Here is a 25834-nt window from a genome sequence, read left to right as displayed (position 1 = left end):
GCGGGGGTTCCCCTTTCCCGCACACCCTTCCGAGGACACACCATGACCGACAACAATTCCCTCTGGGAACTCGCCACCCGGCTCCGCTCCGGACACCGCTACGTGGATCTCACGCACGCGTTCCACGCCGGACAACCGAAATTCTCCGCGCTACCCGACGAGGAGCGCGCCAGACTGTTCACCGTCACCGATCACGGCTTCACGGTCGACGAGTACCGCTTCGTCGGTCAGTGGGGCACCCACGTCGACCCCCCGATCCACTTCGTCAACGGCGCCCGTACCCTCGACGAGCTGCCCGTCAACGAGATGATCCTTCCGCTGGCCGTCCTCGACGTCACCGAACAGGTCGCCGGAAACCCGGACTACACCCCGACCGTGGACGACGTGCTCGCGTGGGAGGAACGCAACAGCCGCATCCCCGAGGGCGGATTCGTCGCGCTGCGGACCGGTTGGTCGAAACGCTGGCCCGACGCGGACGCCATGTTCAACGCCGACGCCGACGGCGTGTTCCACTACCCGGCCTGGAACATCGAGGTCGTCCGGTTCCTCCTCGAGGAACGCGGCATCACCGCCATCGGTCACGAGACCACGGACACCGACCCCGGCGTGGTGGTCAGTGGGGGAGCACTGCCGACCGAACTGTTCCTGCTCCAGCAGGACCGGTGGCAGATCGAGCTGCTCACCAACCTCGACCAGCTCCCCGAGACAGGGGCACTCGTCGTCGCCACCTGGGCGAAGCCGAAGGACGGCACCGGGTTCCCGGCCCGGGTCTTCGCTATCCTCCCGTGATCCGCCGGGATCCGCGGGACAGCAGAACCAGGGTGACCACGAGGTAGAGCACCGGGGTCAGGGCGAGGAGCTCGGTCAACGGATTCCCGCCCCCGGCGTACCCGGGCAGGGATGATTCGAGTGCGGTGGGCGGCCAGAACGACACCAACAACCAGGCACCGAACGCGGCCGCCCCGGTGATCCGGGCGTCCCCGCTTCCGCGCCCGGACCACACCCTCATCAGCAGCACCACGATCAGTGGTGCCGCGAGGGCCCACCGTTGCACCGGGACCATGGGCAGAACCAGCAGCGGCACGGTCAGCCACGCGGACATCTGTTCGGCCGTCGTGGCACCGGAGTTCCGCAACCGGTGCAGGACCCAGGCCAGGAACACCGCGGCGACCACCGCCGGAACCACCGTCACCAACGGGCTGCCGCTCCCCGTGACACGGGCGAAGAGCCCTGCCGGGGAAGCGTTCAGGGCGGAATCGAGCGGCAGACCCGTCAATCCGGGAAGCGGACCCGCGACAGGCCACGCCGCGACCAGGATGACGGCCCCCGACACCAGCGCCACAGACACGGCACGTCGACCACCCCGGAGCGCCACCGCACCGAGGGCGAGCACCGGCCACCCGGAAAGTCCCACCGCCACCCCGGACAGCACCCCGCGCGGGAGTCTCCCGATCCTGGGCGCGAAGGCGTCCGCGGAGAGCAGTCCCACCGCCAGGAGCGTCAGGGGGGCGGCAGAGAGCCCGAGCCGTACGGGCAGCGCCAGCATGATGACCGGAGCTGCGAACCCGATCACGCGCCACCCCGTCACGGGCACGACCACGAGAAGCCCGAGCAGTGCCAGCACCACGACGACGGCGAGCCCGGGCCACGCGTGTGCGGTCCCCCCGCCCGCCGCGAGCACTGCTTCGATCACCGCCGCCGACTCCTGGCTGACGTCGTTCGGGACGACCCCCGGGGTGGACCCGCCGACGACTCCGGAGGAGATGACGGCGACGACGGCGGCCAGTGCCGCACCCGGCCACGCGGGAAGTCGGGCAGGGGTTGATCCGAGCCGACCCGGGCCGCCCCCGAGAATCTCCGGGGCGACCGTGGCCGCGCCGATCAGGATCACCGCGAGAAGGACGTAGGTCCCGCCGACGAGAAGGGCCACCGGCGACCAGTCCTCCTCGGCGCCCCGGTAGGGGAGGGTCCAGTGCGGTGCTACGACCGCTGCGGTGAAGAAGGACGCCGCCAGCCAGAAGGCCAACCCGCCCGCGCGGGTGCCCCGCAGATCCAGCGCGCGGACCCCGAGGACCACGATCACCGGGGCGATCCACACCCAGTGGTGGGTCCACGACACCGGGGAACACAGCAGCGCCACCGTCGCATTCAGAAGGATCGCGCCGAGGAACGCCCCGTGCGCCACCGCCCGGCGCATGGCCACGATCACCGCGGCGAGGACGGTGAGGACGGCGAGGAACCAGAGCGGCGTCTGGAGTCCCTCCCCGACGATGCGTGCGAGCACTCCGCGGATCGACTGGTTGCCGCTGTAGGACAGTTGCCCGATCCGGTCGGGGTCGGACAGGGTGTGCAGCCAGTACTCGGCGGAGTTGGCCGGGGTGATCAACCACGCGAGGGTGGTGAATCCCACTCCGGAGAGCACACACATCCCCGCGGAGCGCCAGTCCCGCCGCACCAGGAAGTAGAGGCCGAACACCGCGGGGGTCAGTTTGATCGCCGCCGCCAGGCCGATGAGTGTGCCCCGGGGAATCCGGGTGCGCCGCGCCAGGACATCGAGTATGACGGCGGCCATCAGGAGTATGTTGACCTGCGCGAAGTTGAGCGTCTCCGTCACCGGTTCGAGGCGCAGCAGGAGTGCGAGGAGCACGAGCGCCACCGTTCTGCCCGTCGCCGGTCCCCAGTTCGGGCGGAGCCGGTCGAGGACGACGACGAGACACCACCACAGTGCGGCGACGCTCACGACATTCATCAGCGCGGCACCGAGATCCCTGTCCACGAGTGCGGTTGGAGCGAAGAAGATGGCCGCGATCGGCGGATAGGTGAAGGGCAGTTCTATGCCGCCGACCGGAAACGACACGGTGTACAGCGGAACGCCGTCGATCAGCGCACGCCCGCCGCTCCGGTAGACATCGAAGTCTATGTGGTAGCGGAGCAGTCGCCCGTTGTCCGGGCGGGACATGTTGAACACCATCGGAATCACCGAGACGATGACCGCGAGAAGTGCGGTGGCCCGGAGGGCGACAGGTACCGTTTCGAACCTGTGGCCGGAGGAGGTGCCGGGGGCGGAATCAGACATGACCCGGGATTCTATCCGCCCCGGCCCGTCGGCGGAACGGGGCAGCCCGATAGTCTGGGTCGGGTGGCGCTGCGGTCCGGGCGTCGCCGCCGATCCGGCCGGGCCATCGACGAACAGTGAGGTGCTCTCCCGTGCGTTTCTTCTACGACACCGAATTCATCGAGGACGGTCGCACCATAGAACTGGTCTCCATCGGGATCGTCGCGGAGGACGGTCGCGAGTACTACGCGGTGTCGACCGAGTTCGATCCACGGCGCGCGAACGACTGGGTGAAGCGCCACGTGCTGTCGCAACTGCCGAACATCAGCTCCCCGGTGTGGCGGAACCTGGCCACCATCAGGGATGAGGTGGAGGAGTTCCTCACCGGGGGACCGGGGGCGCCGGAGCTCTGGGCGTGGGTGGGCGCCTACGACCACGTCGTTCTGGCGCAGCTGTTCGGGGACATGAGGGCACTGCCCCGCTCGCTGCCCCGATTCACCCATGAACTGCGCCAGTACTGGGAGGCCGCGGGACGGCCCACACTGCCGGATCTCCCCGAGGGGAACCATGACGCCCTCGTCGACGCCCGGCACAACCTGGACAAGTTCCGGCTGTGCGAACGCCATCTCCCGATGGACAACCGGAATCGGGTGCGCTCCGCGTACTGATGCGCTGTCGCGCCCGTCGGATGCGGGTACTTTCAGGGGGCTAAGGCACGGTGGGTGCTGCGTACATGGTATGAATGTAGCGTGAGTTGGACAGTAGACCTCCCAGTAGATGAACTTCCCGATCTTCCCCCGTTGCCTGACGGCATCCGGCAGCGCTTCGACAGCGTTGTCGCGAGGGACGCGAAACAGCAGCCGACCTGGGATCAGCGCCAGGCCGACAATGTTCGCAAGATCCTGGAATCCGTTCCCCCCGTCGTTGTCGCGCCCGAGATCCGCAGGCTGAAGAAGCAGCTCGCCGACGTGGCGCTGGGCAAGGCGTTTCTCCTGCAGGGAGGTGACTGCGCGGAGACGTTCGAATCGAACACCGAGCCGCACATCCGCGCCAACGTCAAGACCCTGCTGCAGATGGCCGTCGTCCTGACCTACGGCGCCTCCACCCCGGTGGTCAAGATGGCCAGGATCGCCGGCCAGTACGCCAAACCCCGGTCCTCCGATCTCGACGAGAACGGGCTGCCGAACTACCGCGGCGACATCGTCAACGCCGTCGAGGCCACCCCCGAGGCCCGTCGCCACGACCCGGCCCGCATGATCCGTGCCTACGCCAACGCGTCCGCCGCGCTGAACCTCGTCCGTGCGCTCGCCGCCTCCGGCACCGCGGACCTGCACAAGCTGCACGAGTGGAACCGTGAGTTCGTCGCGAACTCACCGGCCGGCGCCCGCTACGAGCAGCTCGGTCGCGAGATCGAGGCGGGCCTCAAGTTCATGGCCGCCTGCGGTGTCAACGATCAGAACCTGCATTCCGCGAACATCTACTGCTCCCACGAGGCGCTGCTCGTCGACTACGAGCGCGCGATGCTGCGACTGGCGGAGGACGAGAACGGGCAGACCGAGCTCTACGATCTCTCCGCGCACCAGCTGTGGATCGGCGAGCGCACCCGCGGAATCGACGACTTCCACGTCAATTTCGCCGCTCTGATCGCGAACCCGATCGGCCTGAAGATCGGCCCCGGCTGCACCCCGGAGGAGGCCGTCGCCTACGCCGAGCGCATCGACCCCGACCGCGAGCCAGGTCGCCTCACCCTTGTCGCCCGCATGGGCCACGACAAGGTCCGCACCGTGCTGCCGGACATCATCCGCGCCGTCGAGGAGTCCGGTCACCGGATCATCTGGCAGTGCGACCCCATGCACGGGAACACCACGACCTCATCGAACGGTTACAAGACCCGCCACTTCGACCACGTCATCGACGAGGTCCAAGGGTTCTTCGAGGTGCACCGGGAACTGGGTACCCACCCCGGCGGCATCCACATCGAGCTCACCGGTGAGAACGTCACCGAGTGCCTCGGCGGCGCCGAGGACATCACGGACATCGACCTCCCGGGCCGCTACGAGTCCGCCTGCGACCCGCGCCTGAACACCCAGCAGTCGCTGGAGCTGGCGTTCCTCGTCGCGGAGATGCTCCGTAACCAGTAGCATTCCCCGGCTGAATCGACAGACACGGAGGGCCCGGGCGGGAAACCGCCCGGGCCCTCCGTCTGCGTCTGCGGTCGATCGAGGGGCGGGGAGAGGATTCTCCTCTCCGGCACTACCCGACCGTTCTGACCTTCACCGTCGTCCCGGGGGAGACGTTCCGGTTCCCGGCCGGGGACTGGGTCACGACGCGGGCCCCGTCCGAGGTTCCGTCGAGCCCCGTGTACGGCAACCCCGCGTCCTCCAGCAGCTTGCGGGCCTCGTCCGCGCGCTTGCCGATGACGAACGGAACGTTGACCTTTTTGGCGACCAGGAGGTTCACCCTGGGGTCCGCGGGGTCCACCCGCACGCCCGGTTTCGGGGATACGTCCATGACCGCGTTGGCGGTGGCGCCCACCAGATCGGAGCGGGCGGTCTCGCCCACGGAGAGCCCCGCGTCGGAGAGCTCGCCGAGGGCCTCGTCTTCGGCCATCCCGACGATGTCGGGCACGGTCAGTGCGTTGGAGACGATGAGGGTCACGTCGGACCCGCGCTTCAGGGTCTTCCCCGCGGGTGGGTCCGTCGTGACGGCATCTCCCGCGTCGACCTCGGGATCGAAGCGTTCATCCGTTGCGGACACCGTGAATCCGGCCCGCTCCAGGGCGGTACGTGCCTCGTCCCCGGACATTCCGGTGACCTTGGGGATCTTCACCGGGGCCGGCCCCCTGCTGAGGTGGACCGTGACCGCTCCGTCGACCGGTACGGTCGCGCCCGACGGGGGTTCGGTGTTGACCACACCCCCGGCCGGCACATCATCGGAGTAGACGGATTCGCCGTCCTTCCATCTGAGGGTCCGCTCGCTGAGCGCGGCCCTGAACCGCCCGGGGTCGCGATCGGTGGGGAGCGCCGGTACCGTGGGCGCACCCAGCGAGATCAGGACCGAGACCGGTTCACCCCGGGGGACCCGTTGATCACCCGGGGGATCGGTTCCGACCACCTGATCGAAAGGGACGGTGTCGTCGTAGACGTTGCGGGACACGGGCTCGAATCCGGCTTCGGTGACCGTGGCCGTCGCCGTCGCCGGATCCATCCCGAGGACCTGCGGGACCTCGCCGTACCGGCCGGAGCCGTACCACCACGCACCCACGGCGATCATCACGGTCACGACGGCGACAACCGCCAGCCAGGTGATGAGACCGAGCTTCGATCCACTGGTCACAGCGGGTCTGAAGGAGACGTCGTCGAGGTGATCCGGGTCCCCGCCACCGTAGTGCGGTTCCTCCGCCGCGGCGGCCCGGTTCGTGGCAGGGGGCTCGGCGGGCGGAAGAGGGACCGCGGCGCGCAGCCCGTCCTGCTCCGGAAGGACGGTGGTCTCATCGGCTCCGGTGGGCGTCCCCGGGGTCACAGGGAGCATACGGGTCTCCTCCGTCCCGGACTCCTGTTCCGGGAACCGGGTCGTCTCCGTACCGGAGCCGGATGGCCCGGTGGTCACGGTGGATTCCGCAGCGCCGGGAGCCGGGATGGCTCCGGTGAGCATGTCCGTGGGCATGTCGACGAAACCGGTCGCGCGGTGAGCCGCGGAGTCCCGCGGGGCGGGAACCCGGAAGGCGGCGAGCCCGAGTTCGGCCGCGACGTCCTCCAGTGCCTCGAGGAATTCCCCGGCGTCCGCGAACCGGTCCCCGGGCTCACGGGCGGTGGCCGTGGCCACCAGCTCGTCGAACAACGGCGGAACGCCGTCGATCCAGGCACTCGGCGGCGGGACATCCTCGGTGAGCCGCGCGTAGGCCCGGGCGGTGTCGTCCTCCCCGGTGAACGGGGTGCGTCCGGTCAACAACTCGAACAGGACGATGCCCGCGGAATAGACGTCACTGGCGGGGCCCATGCCGGCGTTCTCCACCTGTTCCGGGGAGAGATAGCTCGCCGTTCCGATGATCCTGTCTCCCGCGGCGGGGGAGGCCGCGGCGGCCCGGACCAGGCCGAAATCGGCGAGTTTCACCTGGCCGTCGACGTTGATGAGGATGTTGTCCGGTTTGATGTCCCGGTGCACCATGCCGGCCTTGTGCGCCACCGACAGTCCGGTCAGCGCACTGCGCATCACCGCGGTCGCCGCGTGCGGCGGCATGGGACCCCGTTCGGCGAGGAGTTCGCGGAGCGTCCCCCCGGTGATGAGTTCCATGATGAGGAACACGTGGCCGCCGTCGGCGCTGGTGTCGTAGACGTTGACGAGACACGGATCGGACAGCTGTGCCATGGAACGTGCTTCCCTCCGGAAGCGGTTCCGGAACACCGGGTCCCCGGCGTAGCGCTCGTCCATCACCTTCGCGGCCACGCTCCGTCCCAGCCGCAGATCCACGCACCGGTAGACGGTGGACATGCCACCTCGGGCGATCGGGGTGTCGATCCGGTAGCGGTCCTCAAGGACCTCGCCGATGTCCAGCTGTGTCATGGCCCCAGTATGGACGATCCGGGTCCCCGGTTCCAGCTGGCGGATCCCGTCTCCGGGCGGGGAGAAGGCCGTTCGTCCGCGAAGGTGCAGCAGACCCCGCCCGTACTCGCGCCGTCACCGGTGTCCCCGACGCGCTAGATTGTGTGGTGTGAGTTACCCAGAATCCCACGAAGTCCCGCCCGCCGATGAACCCCTGCTGAGTGTCCCGGAAGCCGCCGAGAGGATGGGGGTCGTGGTCACCCGCGTCCATGATCTTCTGGGGGAGCACAGACTCATCGCCGTCACCGTGGACGGGCGCCGGATGATCCCCGCCGTGTTCCTCGACGAGGGGGGCCGCGTCAACCGCTTCGTTCCCGGGGTGATCGCGCTCCTGTCCGACGGCGGCTACGACGACCGGGAGATCCTCGACTGGTTGTTCACCCCGGACGAGTCCCTTCCCGGCCGCCCGGTGGACGGCCTCCACGGGCACCTAGCCCGGGAGGTCATGCGCCGGGCGCAGGCCGCCGGGCTCTGACCTGACGGGCTTCGCCACCGGCGTCGTCGGCGGCGCGGTGCGGCGCGGTGTGACCGTCCGCCATCAGCCACCGGGTGAGGTACCAGGCGACCAGTGCCAGCACGCCCATCCAGACGAGGTTGTACATCTGGTGGTTCCCGCTCCCGGTGAATGACATCGCCACGACGACGGAGCACCACACCGTGATCCCGACGATCCTCCGGGTGGGCCCGAACGTCCCGAGGAGCACCACGAGGCTGACGTAGTACCAGGGGAGCGTGACCGTATTGAGGGTTACGACGACGGTGTAGGCCGCGGCGATCCCCATGATGTTTCTGCGGTCATCGCCGCGGAAGACCCACCACGCGACCGCCAGACCGATGAGCATGCCGACCATGCCGATCTCGCGCATGATCGCGAGTACCGCGTTGTAGCTGACCTCCGTCCCGGTCAGCCCGAGAACCGGGGTCACGATTCCCGCGAACAACGACGGAAGCGCCAGCGGGTTGATCACCTTCGAGTTTCCGGACAGCTGGGCTATCCAACCCCATCCCGCACCGGACAACCAGGTGCAGCCGCTGACCACGACGAGGGTCGTGGCGACCGCCCAGAAGCCGGCGGCGATGAATGCGCCCGCCGAGCCCAGGGGCAGGCCCCGTCTCCGGAGGTGGCGGTGCATCATCCAGACCAGGAACGGTAGCGCGATGACCGCGGTCGCCTTGAATGCGACGGACACGGCGACGAGTGCCATCGCGGCGGTGAACCGTCCGTCCAGGGCCAGGAGGATGCCCAGTGACACCAGCGCGACCATCACGGACTCGTTGTGCATGCCTCCGATGAGGTGGAGCACCGTCACCGGATTCGCGACACCCAACCACAGGGCGACGGCGGCATCGCCGTTGATCCGCGCCGCGATCCGGGGCACGCACCAGACGATCCCCCAGAAGCCGACGAGCGAGATGAGTTTGTAGAGGAAGACGCCCAGGGTGACGCTGTCGCCCGCGAGGGTGGTCACCCCGTCACCCAGCCAGAGGTGCAGCGGACCGTACGGGGTTGTGGTGTTGCGCCAGTCGTGGGATACCTCGAGCAGCATCGGTCCGGGGTTGACCGCGGCGCCCTGCGAATAGGGATCGAATCCATCCCGGACCATCGCCCCCTGCATCAGGTAGGAGTAGACGTCCCTGGAGAGGATCGGGGCGGCGAGAATGAGCGGCGAGACCCACCAGACGAGCGTGCGGATGACGTCCCGGTCGCCGACCCCCCCGGCCAGGACCCCGCGACCCAGGAGGACCCAGGCGAGTGTCATCAGGGCGAGCCCGAGCCACATCGCGACATTCGAGATCGCGGCACCGTGACCGTAGGAGAGGAAGGACAGCCCGATCGAGTCGAGGACACCGCCCCGGTAGCGGATCGCGCCGCCGCCGAAGGAGGAGAGGGTGATGATCACGGCAGCCAGAGTTCCGGCCGGTCGGGCGTCCGGGTGACGCGTGGAGAGTCGGTCCAGGGTGCGGAGCGGATGAATGGTCACGGCGTCACATTCGACGTGCGGTGGATCGGACCGCGAGATCGTGGAGCATCGCCCGGACCACGGGTGTGATCTCCACCCTGTCCAGCTCGGCGAGTCCCGCCGCCGTCAGCTCACTTATCCGGTTCTCGACCTGCTCCGGGGCACCCGTGGACCGGATGAGCTCGGTGAGCGCGGCGATCTCCGTGGGAGACGTCACCGTGCCGATACCGCGGCGCAGCTGTTCGGCGCCCTCCGGATCGCGGGCGTCGAGGTGCCGCAGAGCCTCCGCGACGAGAACCGTCCTCTTCCCCTCCCGGAGATCGTCTCCCGCGGGTTTCCCGGTGACCTCGGGGTTCCCGAACACCCCCAGCAGGTCGTCCCGCAGCTGGAACGCGATACCGATCTTGTGGCCGAAGCCGCGGTACGCGGAGATGAGCTCGGGGGCCGCCCCACCCAGGGTTGCCCCGAGGTGGAGCGGGCGTTCGATGGTGTACGCCGCGGACTTGTAGCGGTTGATCTTCTCGGCGACGTCGATACGTTCGTCCCGGGACGACTCGACGTAGATGTCGAGCATCTGGCCCGCGATGACCTCCGTCCGCATCGCCCACCAGGGTTCCATGGCCGCGCGGAGTCGCTCGGGCGGCAGGTTCGCGCCGAGCAGCATCTCGTCCGACCAGGCGAGGGCGAGATCCCCGAGCAGCGTGGCGGTGGATATCCCGAAATGGCCGGAATCGCCCGCCCAGCCGGCGTTCCGGTGGCGTTGCTCGACGATCCGGTGCACCGTCGGCCGCCCGCGCCGGGTGTCGGAGGAATCGATGATGTCGTCGTGGATCAGCGCGCACGCCTGGATGAATTCCAGGGAGCTCACGGCCTCCAGGACCGCGGCGGGGTCCTCGGTCCGTGATTCCGTGCCGAGCCAGCCCACCCAGGCGAAGAGCGGCCGGATCCGTTTCCCGCCACCGAGGACGAACTCCTCGAGGAGATCGGTCGCCGCGGCGACGTGATCGTCGATCTCCGCGAGCCGGTCTCGGCGGGTTGCGAAGAATGTGGCGAGATGGTCCCGGACGAGGTCTGGGACGGCGCTCAGTTCGTGGTGGGTGTCTACGCTGGTCATGCTTATCCTCGGGGGGTTCTTGAGGGGGGATGATAGACCGTGCTGTGAACAGAGCGGTCTATTTCGAGGTAGGTTCGTTGGGCAACCGTTCCTGTCACACCAACAAGATACCCAGAGATGTCTTCCTCACATACACCTGCCGTCAACCAGACCTCGGTCACCGAAGCGATCGCCCGCTCGACCTCGGGACGTATACCGTTCTCGGTTGAGTTCATGCCGCCCCGCGATGACGCCGCGGAGCAGCGCATGTGGCATGCGGTGGAGACCTTCGACGCGCTCGGGGCCGCCTTCGTCTCGGTCACCTACGGTGCGGGTGGGTCCACCCGCTCGCGGACCAGCAGGATCGCCCGGCAGCTGGCGCGCCGCCCGCTCCCGACCCTGGTCCACCTGACCCTGGTCAACCACACGGTCGAAGAACTGGAGGACATCCTCTGGACGTATGCCGGGGTCGGTCTGACCAACCTTCTCGCGCTGCGGGGGGATCCGCCCGGGGATCCGACGGGGGAGTGGAAGCCCACCCCGGGAGGCCTCACCTACGCCATCGACCTCATCGAGATGACGCGTGCTCTCCCCGAGACCCGACACTTCCAGATCGGTGTCGCGTCCTTCCCTGAGCGCCACTACCGGGCGGTGTCCGAGGAATCGGACACCCTCCACACCCTGAACAAGCTGCGGGCCGGCGCCGAATACTCGATCACCCAGATGTTCCTCGACTGCGACCACTACCTCCGCCTCCGGGACCGGCTGGTCGCCGCCGATCCGGAACAGGGCGCCAAGCCCGTGATCCCGGGGCTGATGCCGATCACCTCGCTGCGGTCACTGCGGCGGCAGATCGAGCTGTCCAGCGCCCGGTTGCCGGAGGAGCTCGAGCGGCGGATGGTGAAGGCCGCGGACGGGGACGAGAAGGCCAACGCCGAAGCCGTGCGCGAGGTCGGCATCGAGTGGACCACGAACATGGCCGAACGTCTCATAGCGGAGGGGGCACCGGACCTGCACTTCATGACGCTCAACAACGCCCGGGCGACGCAGGAGGTCCTGCACAATCTGGGGATGGCCCCCGAATGGACCCCGGTGTCGACTAGCTCCCTTTCGGTCGGTTGACGGTCGCTCGATCGCGGATGGGGAGCTCGGCGGCGAGGACCGCGAAGAGCCGTGGGTCCGAGAAGAACGTGAAGTACCGGATCACGTCGGTGAAGCCCAGCGCGCGGTAGAGACTGAAGGCACGGTTGGCTTCGTCTGGCACCTCGGGGGTGGACAGTAGCGCCCAGCGCTGGGGTACGCCGTCGAGCAGCGTCGTCAGGAGCTTCCTCCCGGTTCCCCTGCCCTGCATTCCGGGGAGGACGTGGAGCTCGCTGATCTCGAAATAGTCGGAGAGGATCTCCGGCCACCGTGGGTCCCGTCCTCCGGACCTGGCGAGCCCGTCGGCGATCGCTCTGGTCCAGTTTCTGCGGAGCTCGCCGTCCATGCCGTAGGCGATGCCGGTGATCCTGCCGTCGGTGACCGCGCAGATGGCGCGGAAGCCCGGATTGTGCACCAGGCTCCGCCAGTGCCGCACGCGGCTCTGGCGCGAATGGCCGCCGAGGCCCCTGGCGTCGAGGTCCATCGCGGCCCAGTAGAGGTCGACCAGCTCGGGGCAGTGGTTCACGAACTCCAGGGGGGTCATGGCTCGGATGACGGTACTCACGTGATCCATCGAACCACAGCTCGGCCGGTTCGGTGTACGGCCCGGGGTGGGCTGGTGGCGCGTCGACGGGTGCGTCCGGTCCGTGCGTGGCCCAACGGTGGCGGGGAACGGCCACCCGAAGATCTCGTTAGAATATATGTTCTAACGAGTCGGGGTCGTGTCCGCAGGGTCCCCTATCGTGCGGAGGTAGTTGAAGGGCGGCTGCCGCCGACGTCCCGTAACCGGGGCGAGGAGCACGAGGAAGGTGATCGGATCATGTCGAACGTCATTTCCGCGACCACGCGGTTCAACCGGGCCGGAGGACGTCGGGCCGAGTACCTCCGTCGTGCGGTTCTCCTGCTCGCGGAGGCTCGTGCCCTGCAGTCCGCGGGAGCCCACGATGCGGCGGTGGAGGAGGGGTACCGGGCGGCCCTGCGGACGGCCGGAGCCCTGGTCGCCGGGAGCCCGGTCTCCCGGAGACGTCGCCTGCCCACCGGTGCCTGGGATCAACTCGCTCTGCTCGACGCCGACGGTGTGCGGTGGGCGGAAAGAATGTCCGGGTACTCGCGTCTGCGGGACCGCGCGATGCGGGCGGGGGGATGTCCGGACGCGGACAGCGTCAGGACCTTCCTGGACGATGTGGACCGGTTCATCGATGCCGCGGAACGTCGGGAGGGGATCCTGCCTTCGGCGGCCTGACGGCGGTGTGGTCCGGTCCCGTGGGTGGAGTGCGGGAAGATCGGCCCGCGGCGGCGACACGGCGGGAACTTTCCGGATAATCTGGACGTTATTGTTGATGACAGCACGACACAGAAGTCTGGCGCCACATCCCGGGAGGATCACCATGTCGCTTTCTGAGCAGGAACAGAGGATGTTCCGAGAGATCGAAGAGTCTCTTATGGCCGACCCCAAGTTCGGGGCGGGGCTCGGCGCTGGTGTATCCGGAGGGCCCCGCCGTCCCACCGTCTCGCTGCGGGGTATCGCGATCGGCGCGGTGGGCCTGCTTCTCCTCATCGGGGGAGTCGCCTTCAGTCTGCAGAGCCTGTGGTTCGTCGCGCTCAGCGTGCTCGGTTTCCTCGTCATGTTCGGCGCCGGGGTCTGGATGCTCAACGGCGGTGACGGTTCGGAAGGGCTGAATCTCGACCGAACCGGGGGGTCATCGCGCGGGATGCGTCCGGGGGGATCCGGCCGTTCCGGTCTCGGATCCGCCATGGAGGAACGGTTCCGCAGACGCTTCGAGGATTAGGGGAGACACCCGGGGGCGGCATCCCGGCCCGGTATTCGAGGAAGGGCCCCACCGGCTAGCGCCGGTGGGGCCCTTCCCGTCTGTCCGGGTGTGCTGTGGAGGCCCGCCCACCGTGTCTCCCGGCGTCCCCCACTTTCTCCCACCATCTTCCCCCACTCTCTCCCACCGTCGGAGTCAGTGGTGGAGGTGGTGGTAAAAATGCTGGTCAGACCCGAGTCTGTGAAATGTGTAGCTGTTGTGATTCGAGGGGTGGGAGTGCACTTCTGTAATTTCTGGGGTAGTTGATGGGGTGGGGTCGTCAATATCCCCCACCTCGGAAAGCTGGATAAAAGGCCTGTTCAAAGCGGTTTCAGCGTTTTTCGGATGGGTGAATTCAGGTTGTGAGGTGTTGTAGGTGGGAGAAAGTGGGGTAGTGTGGTGCTCGGTGGTGGGAGATCCGGGGACACGTGTCCCGGTTGGACCACCCGAGACGGATTGATCTCCCTTCAGTGACACGCGGGCGAAAGGCGGTGCCGATCATGTTCCTCGGCACCTATACGCCGAAGCTCGATGACAAGGGGAGGTTGACCCTTCCGGCGAAGTTCCGTGAGGAACTGGCCGGAGGTCTCGTCGTCTCCATGGGGCAGGACCACTCTCTGGCGGTCTTTCCCAAGGAGGAGTTCGAGGCGCGCACCCGTCGTGCCGCCGAGATCTCGCGCACCAACCCGAGGGCCCGCGCCTTCATCCGCAACCTCGCAGCCAGCGCGGTCGAGCAGCGGCCCGACGGTCACGGCCGGATCACGCTTTCTCCGGCGCACCGCGAATACGCGGGGCTCACCAGGGAGTGTGTGGTCATCGGCGCGGTCGAGTCCCTCGAGATCTGGGACGCCGAGTCCTGGGACGAGTACCAGAAGCAGACCGAGGAGATGTTCTCATCTGCCGCCGACCCGGATCTCAGCGGTCTCCTCTGACCGCGGGGACGGGACGTGGACACCACAACTGAATCGAGCGGAGTGCGTGCACGGACTCTGTCCGGAGTGTCGCTCTGGTGTACTTCCCCGACATCAGATAGGCGCCCCGGACAGGGCCCTGTATTCACCCCCTCGAAGACAATGACAGCAATTCCCGGGCCCGGAGCCCTACACGATCGACCAGGAGGGGCGATGACGATGACCGGAAACGGCACCCACGGCCACGTCCCCGTCCTGCGGGAACGGGTCGCGGAACTACTCCGTCCGGCGGTCACCGACGCCGGAGACGACGCGGTGATCATCGACGGAACGCTCGGTGCCGGGGGCCACAGCGAGTATCTTCTGACGGTCTTCCCCCGGGTGCGGGTCATCGGACTCGACCGGGATCCGCTGGCTCTGGAGCAGGCGACCGAGCGCCTGAAACCCTTCGGGGACCGTTTCCGCGGCCTCCACACGCGGTTCGACCGGTTCATCTCCGCCGTCGGGGCCGATGACAGTGAGCCCTGCTCCATCGTCAGGGAACACGGCGTCTCGGGCGCCCTGTTCGACCTCGGTGTCTCCTCCATGCAGCTGGACCAGGCGGAGCGGGGTTTCGCCTACTCGCAGGATGCACCACTCGACATGCGGATGGACCCCACCTCGGGTATCACCGCCGCGGACATCCTCAACACCTACGGGCACGGTGAGCTCGCGCACGTGCTGAAGACCTACGGCGACGAGCGCTTCGCCGGGAAGATCGCCTCCGCGGTTCTCCGTGAGCGCGAGAAGGAACCCTTCACGACCTCCGGGCGGCTGGTGGAACTGCTCTACTCCACCATTCCGGCCGCGGCCCGGCGCACGGGGGGACATCCGGCCAAGAGAACCTTCCAGGCCCTGCGCGTGGAAGTCAACGGTGAGCTCGACTCGGTCGCCGCGATGGTGCCCGCCATCACCGGTGAACTGCGTGTCGGCGGACGGGCGGTCTTCATGGCCTACCAGTCGCTCGAGGACCGCATCGTCAAGAAGGCGCTCGCGGAGATCACCACGTCGAGGACGCCGAAGGGGTTGCCGGTTGACCTACCCGGAACGGCCCCGGAGTTCCGGTTGGTGACCCGGGGGGCCGAGAAGGCCCCGCAACACGAGATCGAAGACAATCCCAGGGCTGCACCGGTGCGGGTCCGCGCCGTGGAACGGATAGCCCAGTCGAACGGAGAAACCCGATGAGCACCACAGCACGCCTCCGGGCGACCCCCGAACCGAGCTACGCCGCAGCACCGGACGCCCGCACACGCCGTCCCGCAGCCGTTCGCGCACCGGGGCAGACTGAGGGCCCCCGGCGCGGAGCGGCACGGCCGGCGACGTCCGGGGCTCCTATCGTCGACCTCCGCCCTGCTCCGCGTACGCGTCCGACGAGACAGGCCCCCGCGGGACCGGCGCCGCAGCGGCGTCGGTTCCAGTGGACCCCCGGATCCAGGCAGGTCGTGTCGGTCCGCGGGCGCCGGATCGTCGCACCCAAGGCCGATCCCGTCCGGGTCCGGTTCGCGGCGGCCCTCGTCGCCACCCTCCTCACCGGCGTCATGCTCACCATGTACCTCTCCGGGGTCACCACACAGCAGACTTTCCGCCTCCACGAGCTGTCCAGGACCGACAGTATGCTGGGCAACCAGCTGGAGACGCTGAACCGGGACAGCCAGTCCGCGAGGTCGTCCGCCGAGATCGCCCGCCGCGCAGCGGAACTCGGCATGGTCGTCCCAGACCAGCCGGGTGTGCTCTCCGTCGGACCCGATGGCGCGGTCGATGAGGTCCGCGCCGCGGATCCCGCTGCGGTCCGCCCGATCATCGACGTCAACGGCTCGCGGGTGCTCCCGCGTCCGGCGAGCAGCGATCCGGCCGAGACTGACGCCGTGGCGGAACAGGTCCAGCCCCTCCCGCAGGGTGGGATCCCGGTTCCCGGTCAGGTACCCGACCAGGTTGAGCCGGTGGTGGGGGCGAACAGTCAGGTCCCCGCCGTAGCACCCTACGCACCCAATGTCCGTTCGGACCGGACGGGCGGGAGCGGGCAGTGACCCCCCGGGACCGTGGGAGGGGGAACCGCAGGCCGATGCCCCGGAACCCACGGCCCGCTGGATCCGCCGGGTCGGCGGTCCCGGCGTCCGCAGTTCCGGGTGCCGGGCCCACCCGTCCCGCCCCGACGCCGACGAACGACCCGGAGCAGATGCACCGGCGGATGCGGATAGTCCGTACGCTCGTCATCGTCGGTGTCGTTCTGCTGACTCTCCGTCTGGCCTGCGTCCAACTCGTCTGGGGTCCGGAGCTCGCGGCCCAGGCCCAGAACCAGCGCACCCGGGAGTACACCGACTTCGCGCGCCGTGGCACGGTCACCGACCGGGACGGCGCGCAGCTCGCGTACACCATGCAGGCACGCTCACTGACCGTCGCCCCACTCGTTCTCCGCAGGGAGATCCAGGAGCGGCACGACATCGCCGTCGACTCGGGCGATCCGGAACAGATCGAGAAGTTCCCGCCGGTCGAGGATGTCCTGGATGAGATGGCGAACGTCATTCCCCAGATGGTCCGGGAATCGGGCGCATCCGCGCAGAAGGTCAAGCCCGACGAGATCCTCCGGAAGCTGAAGGCCGACAACTCCTACACCGTTCTCGTCCGCAATGTCGATCCCGACGTCGCGGTCGAGATCGCGGAGCGTTTCCCGGGTGTCGCGGCGGACCGCCAGGACATCCGGCAATACCCCAACGGAGCCATCGCGGAGAACGTGATCGGCAAGATCTCGATCGACGGGGAGGGGCAGTTCGGCCTCGAGGCCTCGTCCGACGGGGTGCTGTCGGGGATCAACGGCAAGTCGACCGAGGACGTGTCCACCAACGGTCAGATCATCCCGGGAACACTCCGGGACCAGGTGCCCGTCGTCCACGGATCCGACATAGAACTGACCCTCGATCTGGACCTCCAGACCTACGTTCAGCAGCAGCTGGAACAGGCGAAGCAGAACTCCCTCGCGAAATCCGCCTCCGCCGTGGTCCTGGATTCGACCACCGGGGAGGTGCTGGCGATGGCCAACACGGACACGATCGACCCCACCGGTGACATCGAACGACAGCTGGCGAAGGGCAGGTTCTTCGGCAACCCCGCGGTGCAGGCCCCGTTCGAACCCGGATCGGTCGCCAAGATCATCACCGCCTCCGCCGCGATCGAGGACGGTGTGACGACCCCGGACGAGGTCCTCCAGGTGCCCGGATCCATCGACATGGCGGGGGTGACCGTGAAGGACGCCTGGCCGCACGGCGTCGTCCCATTCACCACCACCGGTGTCTTCGGCAAGTCCTCCAACGTCGGCACCCTGATGCTGGCCGACCGCGTCGGTCAGGACCGGTTCGCCGAGATGCTCGACAGATTCGGCGTCGGCCGGTACACGGGAATCGAACTGCCCGGAGAATCTCCGGGACTGCTCCTCGATCGGTCGCAGTGGTCCGGCGGAACGTTCGCCAATCTGCCGATCGGGCAGGGCATGTCGCTGACCCTGCTGCAGATGGCCGGTGTCTACCAGGCCGTGGCCAACGACGGCGAGCGCATCCAGCCGCGGATCATCCGCTCGGTCACCACCCCCGACGGCGAGGTCATCGAGCAGCCGGAACCGGAGCGGATCCGGGTCGTCAGCCCGGAGACCGCGCGTACCGTCCGGGGCATGTTCCAGGCCGTCACCCAGCGGGATCCGTCGGGTGTTCAGCAGGGTACAGGGCCGCAGGCGGCGATCGAGGGGTACCGGATCGCCGGCAAGACGGGCACCGCCCAGCAGGTCAACCCCGACTGCAACTGCTACTCGAACTCCGATTACTGGATCACCTTCGCCGGGATCGCGCCCGCGGACGACCCCCGGTTCGTCATCGCACTCATGCTGGACGATCCGGAGCGGGGTGTCCACGGTGAGGGCGGGCAGTCCGCCGCTCCGCTCTTCCACGACATCGCCGCGTGGTTGCTGAACCGCGACAACGTACCGTTGTCGCCGCCGCGGGAGGGGGACCTCATCCTCCAGGCACAGTGATCAGGTTCGGGCGGGGCATCACCCGGTCACCGGCCCGGGACTCCCGTCCACCCGGGACCACAGATACAATCACGTTCCGCCCCGTAACCGAGGCAGTACCGATCCGAAAGTAATAAGGAGTGTGCCAGAATCGTGGCCATCACACTGGATACCATCGCCGAGTTGAGTGGCGGCAACCTGAGCCAGGGCGCCGACACCTCGGTGCGCATCGGCACGATCGGGATCAACGCCCAGGACCTGCCGGAGGGTGGACTGTTCGCCGCGGTTCCCGGAACCCGCACCCACGGCGCGAGATTCGCCCGTGACTCCTCCGCATCAGCGATCCTCACGGACGCGGAGGGCGAGAAGATACTGAACGACAGGCATGAGAAACGCCCCGTCATCGTCGTCGATGATGTGCGGGCGGTTCTGGGCACGGTCGCTTCCGCCGTCCACGGACACCCCTCCCGCGACATGACGGTGTTCGGCGTGACCGGTACATCGGGGAAGACGACGACCAGCTACCTCCTCGAGGCCGCTCTCCTCGGGGCGGGGCACAGCGTCGGGGTGATCGGCACCAACGGCACCCGGATCAACGGTGAAACCGTTCCGACCCAGCTGACGACACCCGAGGCGACGGTTCTGCAGGAGGTCCTCGCCCGCATGCGGACGAAGGGCGTCACCCACGTGGTCATGGAGGTCTCCTCGCACGCCATCGCACTCGGCCGGATCGTCGGGACCGAGTTCGACGTCGCCGGTTTCACGAACCTCTCCCAGGACCACCTCGACTTCCACGACACGATGGAGGAGTACTTCGCGACCAAGGCGCGGTTCTTCCGTCCCGGCTCCCCGATCCGTGCGAAGCGCTCGGTCATCTGCGTCGACGACGACTTCGGACAGAAGCTGTCGCGACTCGCCGGACCAGCGGCGATAACCGTCTCCACGGGTCCCCGTCCCGCCTCGGTGACCGTCGGTGCGCCGGAGATCGGCGCCACCGGAACACAACGATTCGATGTGGCCATCAACGGCCTCGACGTCACCTGCGAGATACCTCTTCCCGGCGGCTTCAACGTGGCGAACGCCGTGCTCGCACTCACCATGGCGGTCACCGCGGGCGAGGACCCGAAAACCATCGCCGGTGGGCTCCGTGAGGTGGTGGTCCCTGGCCGGATGCAGAACATCGACCGCGGACAGGACTTCCTCGCGGTCGTCGACTACGCACACAAGCCGGCGGCCGTGTCCGCCGTGCTGAAGACGCTCCGGAGCCAGGCCGAGGGGAGGGTCGGTGTCGTCATCGGCGCCGGCGGTGACCGGGACTCGGCGAAGCGGCCGCTGATGGGATCGGCGGCGGCACGCGCCGCTGACCTCGTGATCATCACCGACGACAATCCCCGGAGTGAGGACCCCGCGGAGATCCGGGCCGCGGTCCTCCGCGGAGCCCGGGAGGCCGTCCGTGAGCGGAAGAGCGTCGGCAAGAAGAAGCGGGTGGCGGACATCCGGGAGATCGGTTCCCGGGAGGAGGCGATCCGGGCGGCCGTCGACTGGGCCCGTACCGGAGACGCCGTCATCATCGCAGGCAAGGGCCACGAGACCGGCCAACTGGTCGGCGACGTCCGGCACCCGTTCGATGACGCGGAGTGCCTGACCCGCGCGATCGACGACCGGCTGAGTGCGGAAACGGAAACGGAGGAACAGTCATGATCCGGATGTCTGTCAGTGACATCGTCGGCGTGACCGGCGGGTATCTCGCCGACGGGGCCGACCCGGATGCCATCGTCACCGGCGCCGTCGAGTTCGATTCGCGCCGGATCGGGCCCGGTGGACTGTTCGTCTGCCTGCCCGGCGCCCAGGTCGACGGGCACGACTACGCCGTCGGCGCGGTCGATTCCGGTGCGACGGTGACCCTGGCCGCCCGGGAGACCGGCGCCCCGTCGATCATCGTCCCGGAGGTCCCGGTACCGGACAGCAACGCCGCCGCCTACGAGCACGATCCGGCCGGCCACGGCGCCGCGGTGATCGCCGCCCTCGGCAGACTCGCCCGGCACAACGTCGATGTCGCGACGGGTCACGGCATGCGCGTCGTCGGGGTGACCGGCTCCGCGGGCAAGACCACGGTCAAGGACCTCATCGCATCGGTGCTCCGCGAGGACGGGGAAGTCGTGGCGCCCCCCGGCTCCTTCAACAACGAGATCGGCCACCCGTACACGGCATTGCGGTGCTCCACCGACACCGACTACCTGGTGGCGGAGCTCTCCGCCCGCGGTGTCGGCCACATCGCTGAGCTCGCCGCCATCGCGCCTCCGGTCGTCGGGGTCGTCCTCAACGTAGGGACCGCGCACATAGGCGAGTTCGGGGACCGCGACACCATCGCCCGTGCGAAGGGCGAACTGGTGGAGGTGCTCCCGGCCGCCGGCGACGGAGGGGTGGCCGTGCTCAACGCGGATGACCCGCTCGTCGCAGCGATGGCCGGACGGACCCGCGCCCGGGTGGTCACGTTCAGCGCCACCGGTGACCCGAACGCCGACTACCGCGCCACCGGAATCGAGCTCGACGACGTGTGCCGTGCGACCTTCACACTCGAGGGGCCCGGCGGACTCGCGGAGCGGGTGGCCCTGAATCTCGTCGGGGACCACCAGGTCGCCAACGCGCTCGCGGCGGCCGCCGCGGCCGTCGGGGTCGGCCTCGACCCCCACGTGGTCTGTGCCGCTATCTCCGCACACGAGCCCGTGTCGGGACGGCGGATGGAGGTCACCCGGAGAGGCGACGGAGTCACCGTGATCAACGACTCGTACAACGCCAACCCGGACTCGATGGCGGCGGGGATCAGGACACTCGCACACAGTGCGGCGGCGAGCGGCGGCACCGCGTGGGCCGTGCTCGGGCAGATGAACGAGCTCGGACCCGACTCCGCCGACCGCCACGCGGAGATCGGTTCCCTCCTCGGGGAGAGCGGGATCCCCCGCCTCGTCGTGGTCGGTACCGGCGTCAACACCCACTCGCTTGCACAGGCGGCGGAAGCCGCGGGCACCCGGGTCGTGACCGCCGACTCCGTCGATGCGGCGATCAACTTCGTGCAGCCGGCGCTCGAACCGGAGGACGTGGTGCTCGTCAAGGCCTCATCCTCCGAGCAGCTCTGGCGGGTGGCCGATGCGTTGCTCGCCCTACCGGTACCGGAATCTCTAGAGGAGCAGGATCCAGAACAGTGACCCAGATAATCATCAGCGGAGCCATCGCCTTCCTCGTCGCGATCTTCCTCACCCCGGCACTCATCCGCTGGTTCAGCGATGAGGGACTCGGACAGCAGATCCGCGAGGACGGGCCCGCGTCACACATGCGCAAGCGCGGCACCCCGACCATGGGCGGCGTCGCGATCATCGCGGGGATCGTCGTCGCCTACATCATCACCTCCCTCGTCGGGATCGCGCGCGGCTTCGGGGGGTTCACCGTCTCCGGGCTCCTGGTTCTCGGCCTGACCCTCGGTATGGGTCTGCTCGGGTTCGCGGACGACTACATCAAACTCGCCAAGGGACGGAACCTGGGGCTGAACAAGAAGGCCAAACTCATCGGACAGCTGGCACTCGCCCTCGTCTTCGGTTGGCTCGTCCTCCAGTTCGCCAACCGGGACGGGCTCACCCCGGGGACGACCAACCTGAGCTTCATCCGGGACATCGACACCTTCAACATCGCGCTCGGGGGAGGCGCCGTCGGCCTCGTCCTGTTCCTCGCGTTCATGTTCATCCTGATCTCAGCCTGGTCGAACGCGGTGAATCTCACCGACGGCCTCGATGGCCTGGCCGCAGGCACGACCGCGATGGTCATGGGCGCCTACACCCTGGTCACCTTCTGGCAGTTCCGGAACTCCTGCTCCGTCTCCGTCGAACCCGGCTGCTATTCGGTCCGTGACCCGCTGGATCTCGCCATCCTCGCGTCGGCTGGCCTCGGTGCGTGCCTCGGGTTCCTCTGGTGGAACGCCGCACCGGCCAAGATCTTCATGGGGGACACCGGATCCCTCGCACTCGGTGGTCTCGTCGCCGCGATCTCCGTCGTCTCCCGGACTGAACTGCTCATGATCGTGATCGGGGCGCTCTTCGTCATCGAGGCGGCCTCCGTCGTGATCCAGGTCGTGGTGTTCCGGACCCGGGGGACACGGTTCTTCCGGATGGCCCCCTTCCACCACCACTTCGAGAACGGCGGCTGGGCCGAGACCACCGTCGTCATCCGGTTCTGGCTGCTCACCGCGATGGCGTGCATGGCCGGCATCGCCCTGTTCTACGGCGAGTGGCTCACGACGGCGGGGGTGTAGACCATGATCCGCCTCGACGCCCCCGTCCTCGTCACCGGTGCCGGCGTGTCCGGCGCCGGATGCGCCCGCATGCTCTGTGATCTCGGGGCCGGCGTCACCGTCGCCGACGACGATGAGACAGCCCGCCTCCGCGTCGCGGAGGCCACCGGGTGCAGAACCACCGATGTCGCGACCGCGCTCGACCGGATCGCGGACTACCGCATGGTCGTCACCTCGCCCGGCTGGCGTCCCGACACCCCGATCCTCCGGCGGGCCGTCGACACCGGCGTCGAGGTGATCGGCGACGTCGAACTCGCCTGGCGCCTCGACCGGGCCGGGTACTTCGGCGAGCCCCGCACCTGGATCGTCATCACCGGGACCAACGGCAAGACCACCACGACCGCGATGTGTGCGGCGATGATGTCCCGGGGGCCGGAGACCGCCGCCGCGGTCGGGAACATCGGGGTCGCGGTCGGCGACGCACTCACCGCCGAGCCCCGCATCGACGTGCTCGTCGCCGAACTCTCCAGCTTCCAGCTCCACTGGGCGCCGACCCTCACCCCGGACGCCGGAGCGCTGCTCAACCTCGCCGAGGACCACATCGACTGGCACGGGTCCTTCGACGCCTACGCGGGCGCGAAGCTCCGGGCTCTGCGTGGACGCTACGCCGTGATCGGTGTCGACGACGCCGAGGTGGTCGCCCGGACATCCGGACAGGTCGACGCGGCCACGGAAACCGTCGGCTTCACCCTCGGGACACCGGCCCGCGGTCAGCTCGGTGTCGTCGACGGTCATCTGGTCGACAACGCCTTCGGGGACGATCTCGTCCTCGCCCCGGCGGACGGAATCTCGCCCGCAGGCCCGGCCGGTATCCTCGACGCGCTGGCCGCCGCCGCGCTCGCACGTTCGCAGGGGGTGGGGCCGTCGGCCATCCGGGAGGCCCTCGCGACGTACGAGGTCTCCGGCCACCGGGGACAGGTGGTGCACAGCCATGCCGGCATCGACTACATCGACAACTCCAAGGCCACCAACCCGCACGCCGCCGATGCGGCGCTGACCGGTCACGACTCGGTCATCTGGATCGCCGGCGGACAACTCAAGGGGGCCGACGTCGATGACCTCGTCGCGCGGCACGCTCCGCGACTGAAGGCGGCTCTACTTCTCGGCGCCGACCGTGACGTCCTCGCCCGCGCCGTCCGGGATCACGCCCCACACGCGGTCATCCACAGCACCGACTCCACGGATCCCGAGGAGGCGATGACCCGACTTGTGACCCTCGCCGTCGACATCGCCGAGGAGGGCGACGTCGTCCTGCTCGCCCCGGCCGCGGCATCCCTCGACATGTACCGCGGCATGGGGCACCGCGGTGACTGTTTCGCCCGGGTCGCCCGGGAACTGACCGAATGACCCGAAGAGAGGCCGGAAGACCATGACCCACGACACCACGCCACGCAGCCAGTCGGCACCCGACCGATTCCGCGCCCGCTTCCGTGACTATCTCTCGCGCCCGTTCTTCGACTACTTCGTGATCCTCTCCGTCGTCGTCCTGATCACCGCGGTCGGCGCGGTGATGGTCCTGTCGTCCTCCACCACGTGGTCCGCACTCGACAGCGGGGTCTGGACCCAGGGGGTACGGCACATCATCTTCCTCGGTCTCGGATACATGGTCCTGTGGCTCACGCTCTGGATGCGTCCGACGTTGATCCGCCGGTTCGCCACGCCCCTTCTCGTCGTCACCGTCGTGCTGCTCGTCGCGGTACTCATACCCGGCATCGGTACCGGGCTCGTCGAATCGGGTGCCCGTTCCTGGCTGTCCCTCGGCCCCTTCACCTTCCAGCCCTCGGAGCTCGCCAAGGTCACGCTCGCGGTGTGGGGTGCCCACCACCTGAGTGACCGCGGGCCCGTCCGGCACTGGCTGAACAACCCCTTCATGCACTACAGCGCGGTGACCGTCCTGATCGTGGGCCTCATTCTCCGGCAACCCGACTTCGGCATGGCCGCCGTATGTCTCTCCGTCGCAGGCCTCGTCCTCATCTTCGCGGGAATCCCCGGCCGCTTCATCATCGGTATCGGGGGTGGTTTCGGGCTTCTCGCCCTCGGCACGGCTCTCTTCTCCATGCTCCGCGGCAACGGTGAAGGCAGCTACCGGACCCACCGGATCGAGGTGTACCGCGACGCACTCCTGGGTGACTTCGACGATGTCCGGGGTAAGGCGTTCCAGTCCTACCAGGGCTTCCTCTCCCTCGCGGAGGGAGGGACCGGTGGTGTCGGGCCCGGTCAGTCCCGTGCGAAGTGGTTCTACCTTCCCGAGGCGAAGAACGACTTCATCTTCGCGATCATCGGTGAGGAGACGGGGCTCGTGGGCGGCACCATCGTCATTCTCCTGTTCGGTGCCCTGGGCATCGTCGGCCTACGCTGCGCGATGCGGTCGGCCGATCCCTTCCTGAAACTGCTCGCGGCCACCCTCACCGCGGGCGTCGTCTCCCAGGCGTTCGTCAACATCGGATACGTCGTCGGACTGCTGCCCGTGACCGGTATCCAGCTGCCGATGATCTCCTCCGGAGGCAGCTCCGCCATCATCACCGTGGGCTCCATGGGCCTGCTCGCGAGCGCGGCCCGGCACGAACCCGAGGCGGTGTCGACGATGCAGTCCTACGGGCGCCCCGCGATCGACAGGTTCCTCCGGCTCCGGGAACCGGACCCCGCCGGGTCTCGGGGATCGTCGGTGGTGCGGCAGACCCGCCCGGCCCGCCGGCCGGCTGAACCGGTGACCCGACGCACGCGCCCCGGTTCACCGGCCCCCTCGGACGGTCGACCGGCACCCCGTTCCTCCACACCGGCCGGTGGTAGCGTCACTGGCGGAGCGACCCCGCGCCGCAGACCCCGCACCGGGGGACCCTCGCGTCCCACCGACCGTCACCACACCCGCAGAAGAGGCTGATCACA

Annotated in this window: 21 protein-coding genes; 16 read left to right on the top strand and 5 right to left on the bottom strand. The window is 68.4% G+C overall.

From position 1 onward, the window contains the following. Positions 1 to 42 precede the first annotated feature (42 nt). Entirely contained in the window at positions 43 to 789 is a 747-nt protein-coding gene (locus JIM95_RS02610) for a cyclase family protein (protein WP_200256797.1), read from the top strand. On the opposite strand, the gene JIM95_RS02605 is transcribed toward JIM95_RS02610, so the two are convergent. Further along, positions 776 to 3076: a glycosyltransferase 87 family protein gene (locus tag JIM95_RS02605; protein ID WP_200256801.1), complete on the bottom strand. Its 2301-nt coding sequence runs from the start codon at positions 3074 to 3076 to the stop codon at positions 776 to 778. The genes JIM95_RS02610 and JIM95_RS02605 overlap by 14 nt on opposite strands. A gap of 131 nt (positions 3077 to 3207) precedes the next feature. Between JIM95_RS02605 and JIM95_RS02600 the strand changes: the two genes are divergently transcribed. After that, the gene (locus JIM95_RS02600; protein WP_200256810.1) at positions 3208 to 3723 is read left to right on the top strand and encodes a polyadenylate-specific 3'-exoribonuclease AS; all 516 of its coding nucleotides are present in this window, start codon (positions 3208 to 3210) and stop codon (positions 3721 to 3723) included. A gap of 81 nt (positions 3724 to 3804) precedes the next feature. After that, positions 3805 to 5196, top strand: coding sequence for a class II 3-deoxy-7-phosphoheptulonate synthase (locus JIM95_RS02595; RefSeq protein ID WP_200256812.1), 1392 nt, complete (start codon positions 3805 to 3807; stop codon positions 5194 to 5196). A 112-nt stretch (positions 5197 to 5308) separates the two neighbouring features. Here the strand turns inward: JIM95_RS02595 and pknB are convergent, their stop codons facing one another. Next, the gene (pknB, locus tag JIM95_RS02590; RefSeq protein WP_200256814.1) at positions 5309 to 7618 is read right to left on the bottom strand and encodes a Stk1 family PASTA domain-containing Ser/Thr kinase; all 2310 of its coding nucleotides are present in this window, start codon (positions 7616 to 7618) and stop codon (positions 5309 to 5311) included. 148 nt (positions 7619 to 7766) lie between these two features. Here pknB and JIM95_RS02585 point away from each other — a divergent pair, with 148 nt between their 5' ends. Beyond that, complete coding sequence (locus JIM95_RS02585) at positions 7767 to 8132, top strand: Rv2175c family DNA-binding protein (RefSeq protein WP_248112668.1); 366 nt, start codon at positions 7767 to 7769, stop codon at positions 8130 to 8132. On the opposite strand, the gene JIM95_RS02580 is transcribed toward JIM95_RS02585, so the two are convergent. After that, positions 8101 to 9633 (bottom strand): alpha-(1->6)-mannopyranosyltransferase A, encoded by a 1533-nt coding sequence (locus JIM95_RS02580; protein WP_248112991.1) that lies wholly within the window; start codon positions 9631 to 9633, stop codon positions 8101 to 8103. The genes JIM95_RS02585 and JIM95_RS02580 overlap by 32 nt on opposite strands. Positions 9634 to 9643: 10 nt before the next feature. Then, the gene (locus JIM95_RS02575) at positions 9644 to 10732 is read right to left on the bottom strand and encodes a polyprenyl synthetase family protein (protein WP_200256821.1); all 1089 of its coding nucleotides are present in this window, start codon (positions 10730 to 10732) and stop codon (positions 9644 to 9646) included. Between the two features lie 117 nt (positions 10733 to 10849). Here JIM95_RS02575 and JIM95_RS02570 point away from each other — a divergent pair, with 117 nt between their 5' ends. Next, positions 10850 to 11833, top strand: a complete 984-nt coding sequence (locus tag JIM95_RS02570) for a methylenetetrahydrofolate reductase (protein WP_200256823.1) — start codon at positions 10850 to 10852, stop codon at positions 11831 to 11833. On the opposite strand, the gene JIM95_RS02565 is transcribed toward JIM95_RS02570, so the two are convergent. Further along, complete coding sequence (locus JIM95_RS02565) at positions 11811 to 12416, bottom strand: GNAT family N-acetyltransferase (RefSeq protein ID WP_410170727.1); 606 nt, start codon at positions 12414 to 12416, stop codon at positions 11811 to 11813. The genes JIM95_RS02570 and JIM95_RS02565 overlap by 23 nt on opposite strands. A 255-nt stretch (positions 12417 to 12671) precedes the next feature. On the opposite strand from JIM95_RS02565, the gene JIM95_RS02560 reads away from it, so the two are divergent. The 11 genes from JIM95_RS02560 (at position 12672) to JIM95_RS02510 (ending at position 25829) form a co-directional block, all read left to right on the top strand. Further along, on the top strand, positions 12672 to 13094 hold the full coding sequence (locus JIM95_RS02560) for an SAV_6107 family HEPN domain-containing protein (RefSeq protein ID WP_200256826.1): 423 nt from the start codon (positions 12672 to 12674) through the stop codon (positions 13092 to 13094). Between the two features lie 145 nt (positions 13095 to 13239). Then, on the top strand, positions 13240 to 13641 hold the full coding sequence (locus JIM95_RS02555) for a DUF3040 domain-containing protein (protein ID WP_200256827.1): 402 nt from the start codon (positions 13240 to 13242) through the stop codon (positions 13639 to 13641). A gap of 518 nt (positions 13642 to 14159) precedes the next feature. Continuing rightward, positions 14160 to 14591, top strand: a complete 432-nt coding sequence (gene mraZ, locus JIM95_RS02550; protein WP_200257282.1) for a division/cell wall cluster transcriptional repressor MraZ — start codon at positions 14160 to 14162, stop codon at positions 14589 to 14591. 192 nt (positions 14592 to 14783) lie between these two features. Then, complete coding sequence (gene rsmH / locus JIM95_RS02545) at positions 14784 to 15794, top strand: 16S rRNA (cytosine(1402)-N(4))-methyltransferase RsmH (RefSeq protein WP_200256828.1); 1011 nt, start codon at positions 14784 to 14786, stop codon at positions 15792 to 15794. Beyond that, positions 15791 to 16636, top strand: a complete 846-nt coding sequence (gene ftsL / locus JIM95_RS02540) for a cell division protein FtsL (protein ID WP_200256829.1) — start codon at positions 15791 to 15793, stop codon at positions 16634 to 16636. The genes rsmH and ftsL overlap by 4 nt, the downstream gene beginning before the upstream one ends. A 149-nt stretch (positions 16637 to 16785) precedes the next feature. Beyond that, on the top strand, positions 16786 to 18627 hold the full coding sequence (locus JIM95_RS02535) for a peptidoglycan D,D-transpeptidase FtsI family protein (protein WP_200257283.1): 1842 nt from the start codon (positions 16786 to 16788) through the stop codon (positions 18625 to 18627). A gap of 132 nt (positions 18628 to 18759) precedes the next feature. Next, positions 18760 to 20307 (top strand): UDP-N-acetylmuramoyl-L-alanyl-D-glutamate--2,6-diaminopimelate ligase, encoded by a 1548-nt coding sequence (locus JIM95_RS02530; RefSeq protein WP_200256830.1) that lies wholly within the window; start codon positions 18760 to 18762, stop codon positions 20305 to 20307. Continuing rightward, positions 20304 to 21812 (top strand): UDP-N-acetylmuramoyl-tripeptide--D-alanyl-D-alanine ligase, encoded by a 1509-nt coding sequence (locus JIM95_RS02525; protein WP_200256832.1) that lies wholly within the window; start codon positions 20304 to 20306, stop codon positions 21810 to 21812. The genes JIM95_RS02530 and JIM95_RS02525 overlap by 4 nt, the downstream gene beginning before the upstream one ends. Next, entirely contained in the window at positions 21809 to 22909 is a 1101-nt protein-coding gene (mraY, locus tag JIM95_RS02520) for a phospho-N-acetylmuramoyl-pentapeptide-transferase (protein ID WP_200256834.1), read from the top strand. Before JIM95_RS02525 ends, mraY begins: the two co-directional genes overlap by 4 nt. A gap of 3 nt (positions 22910 to 22912) precedes the next feature. Next, a complete protein-coding gene (gene murD, locus JIM95_RS02515) occupies positions 22913 to 24295 on the top strand; it encodes a UDP-N-acetylmuramoyl-L-alanine--D-glutamate ligase (RefSeq protein WP_200256836.1) in 1383 nt (460 codons plus the stop codon). A 22-nt stretch (positions 24296 to 24317) separates the two neighbouring features. Then, the gene (locus JIM95_RS02510) at positions 24318 to 25829 is read left to right on the top strand and encodes a peptidoglycan glycosyltransferase FtsW (RefSeq protein ID WP_200256838.1); all 1512 of its coding nucleotides are present in this window, start codon (positions 24318 to 24320) and stop codon (positions 25827 to 25829) included. The last annotated feature ends 5 nt before the right edge of the window (positions 25830 to 25834 follow it).

The organism is Corynebacterium antarcticum (assembly GCF_016595285.2).
Classification (GTDB): domain Bacteria; phylum Actinomycetota; class Actinomycetes; order Mycobacteriales; family Mycobacteriaceae; genus Corynebacterium; species Corynebacterium antarcticum.
This window is presented reverse-complemented; position numbering and strand designations above follow the sequence as displayed.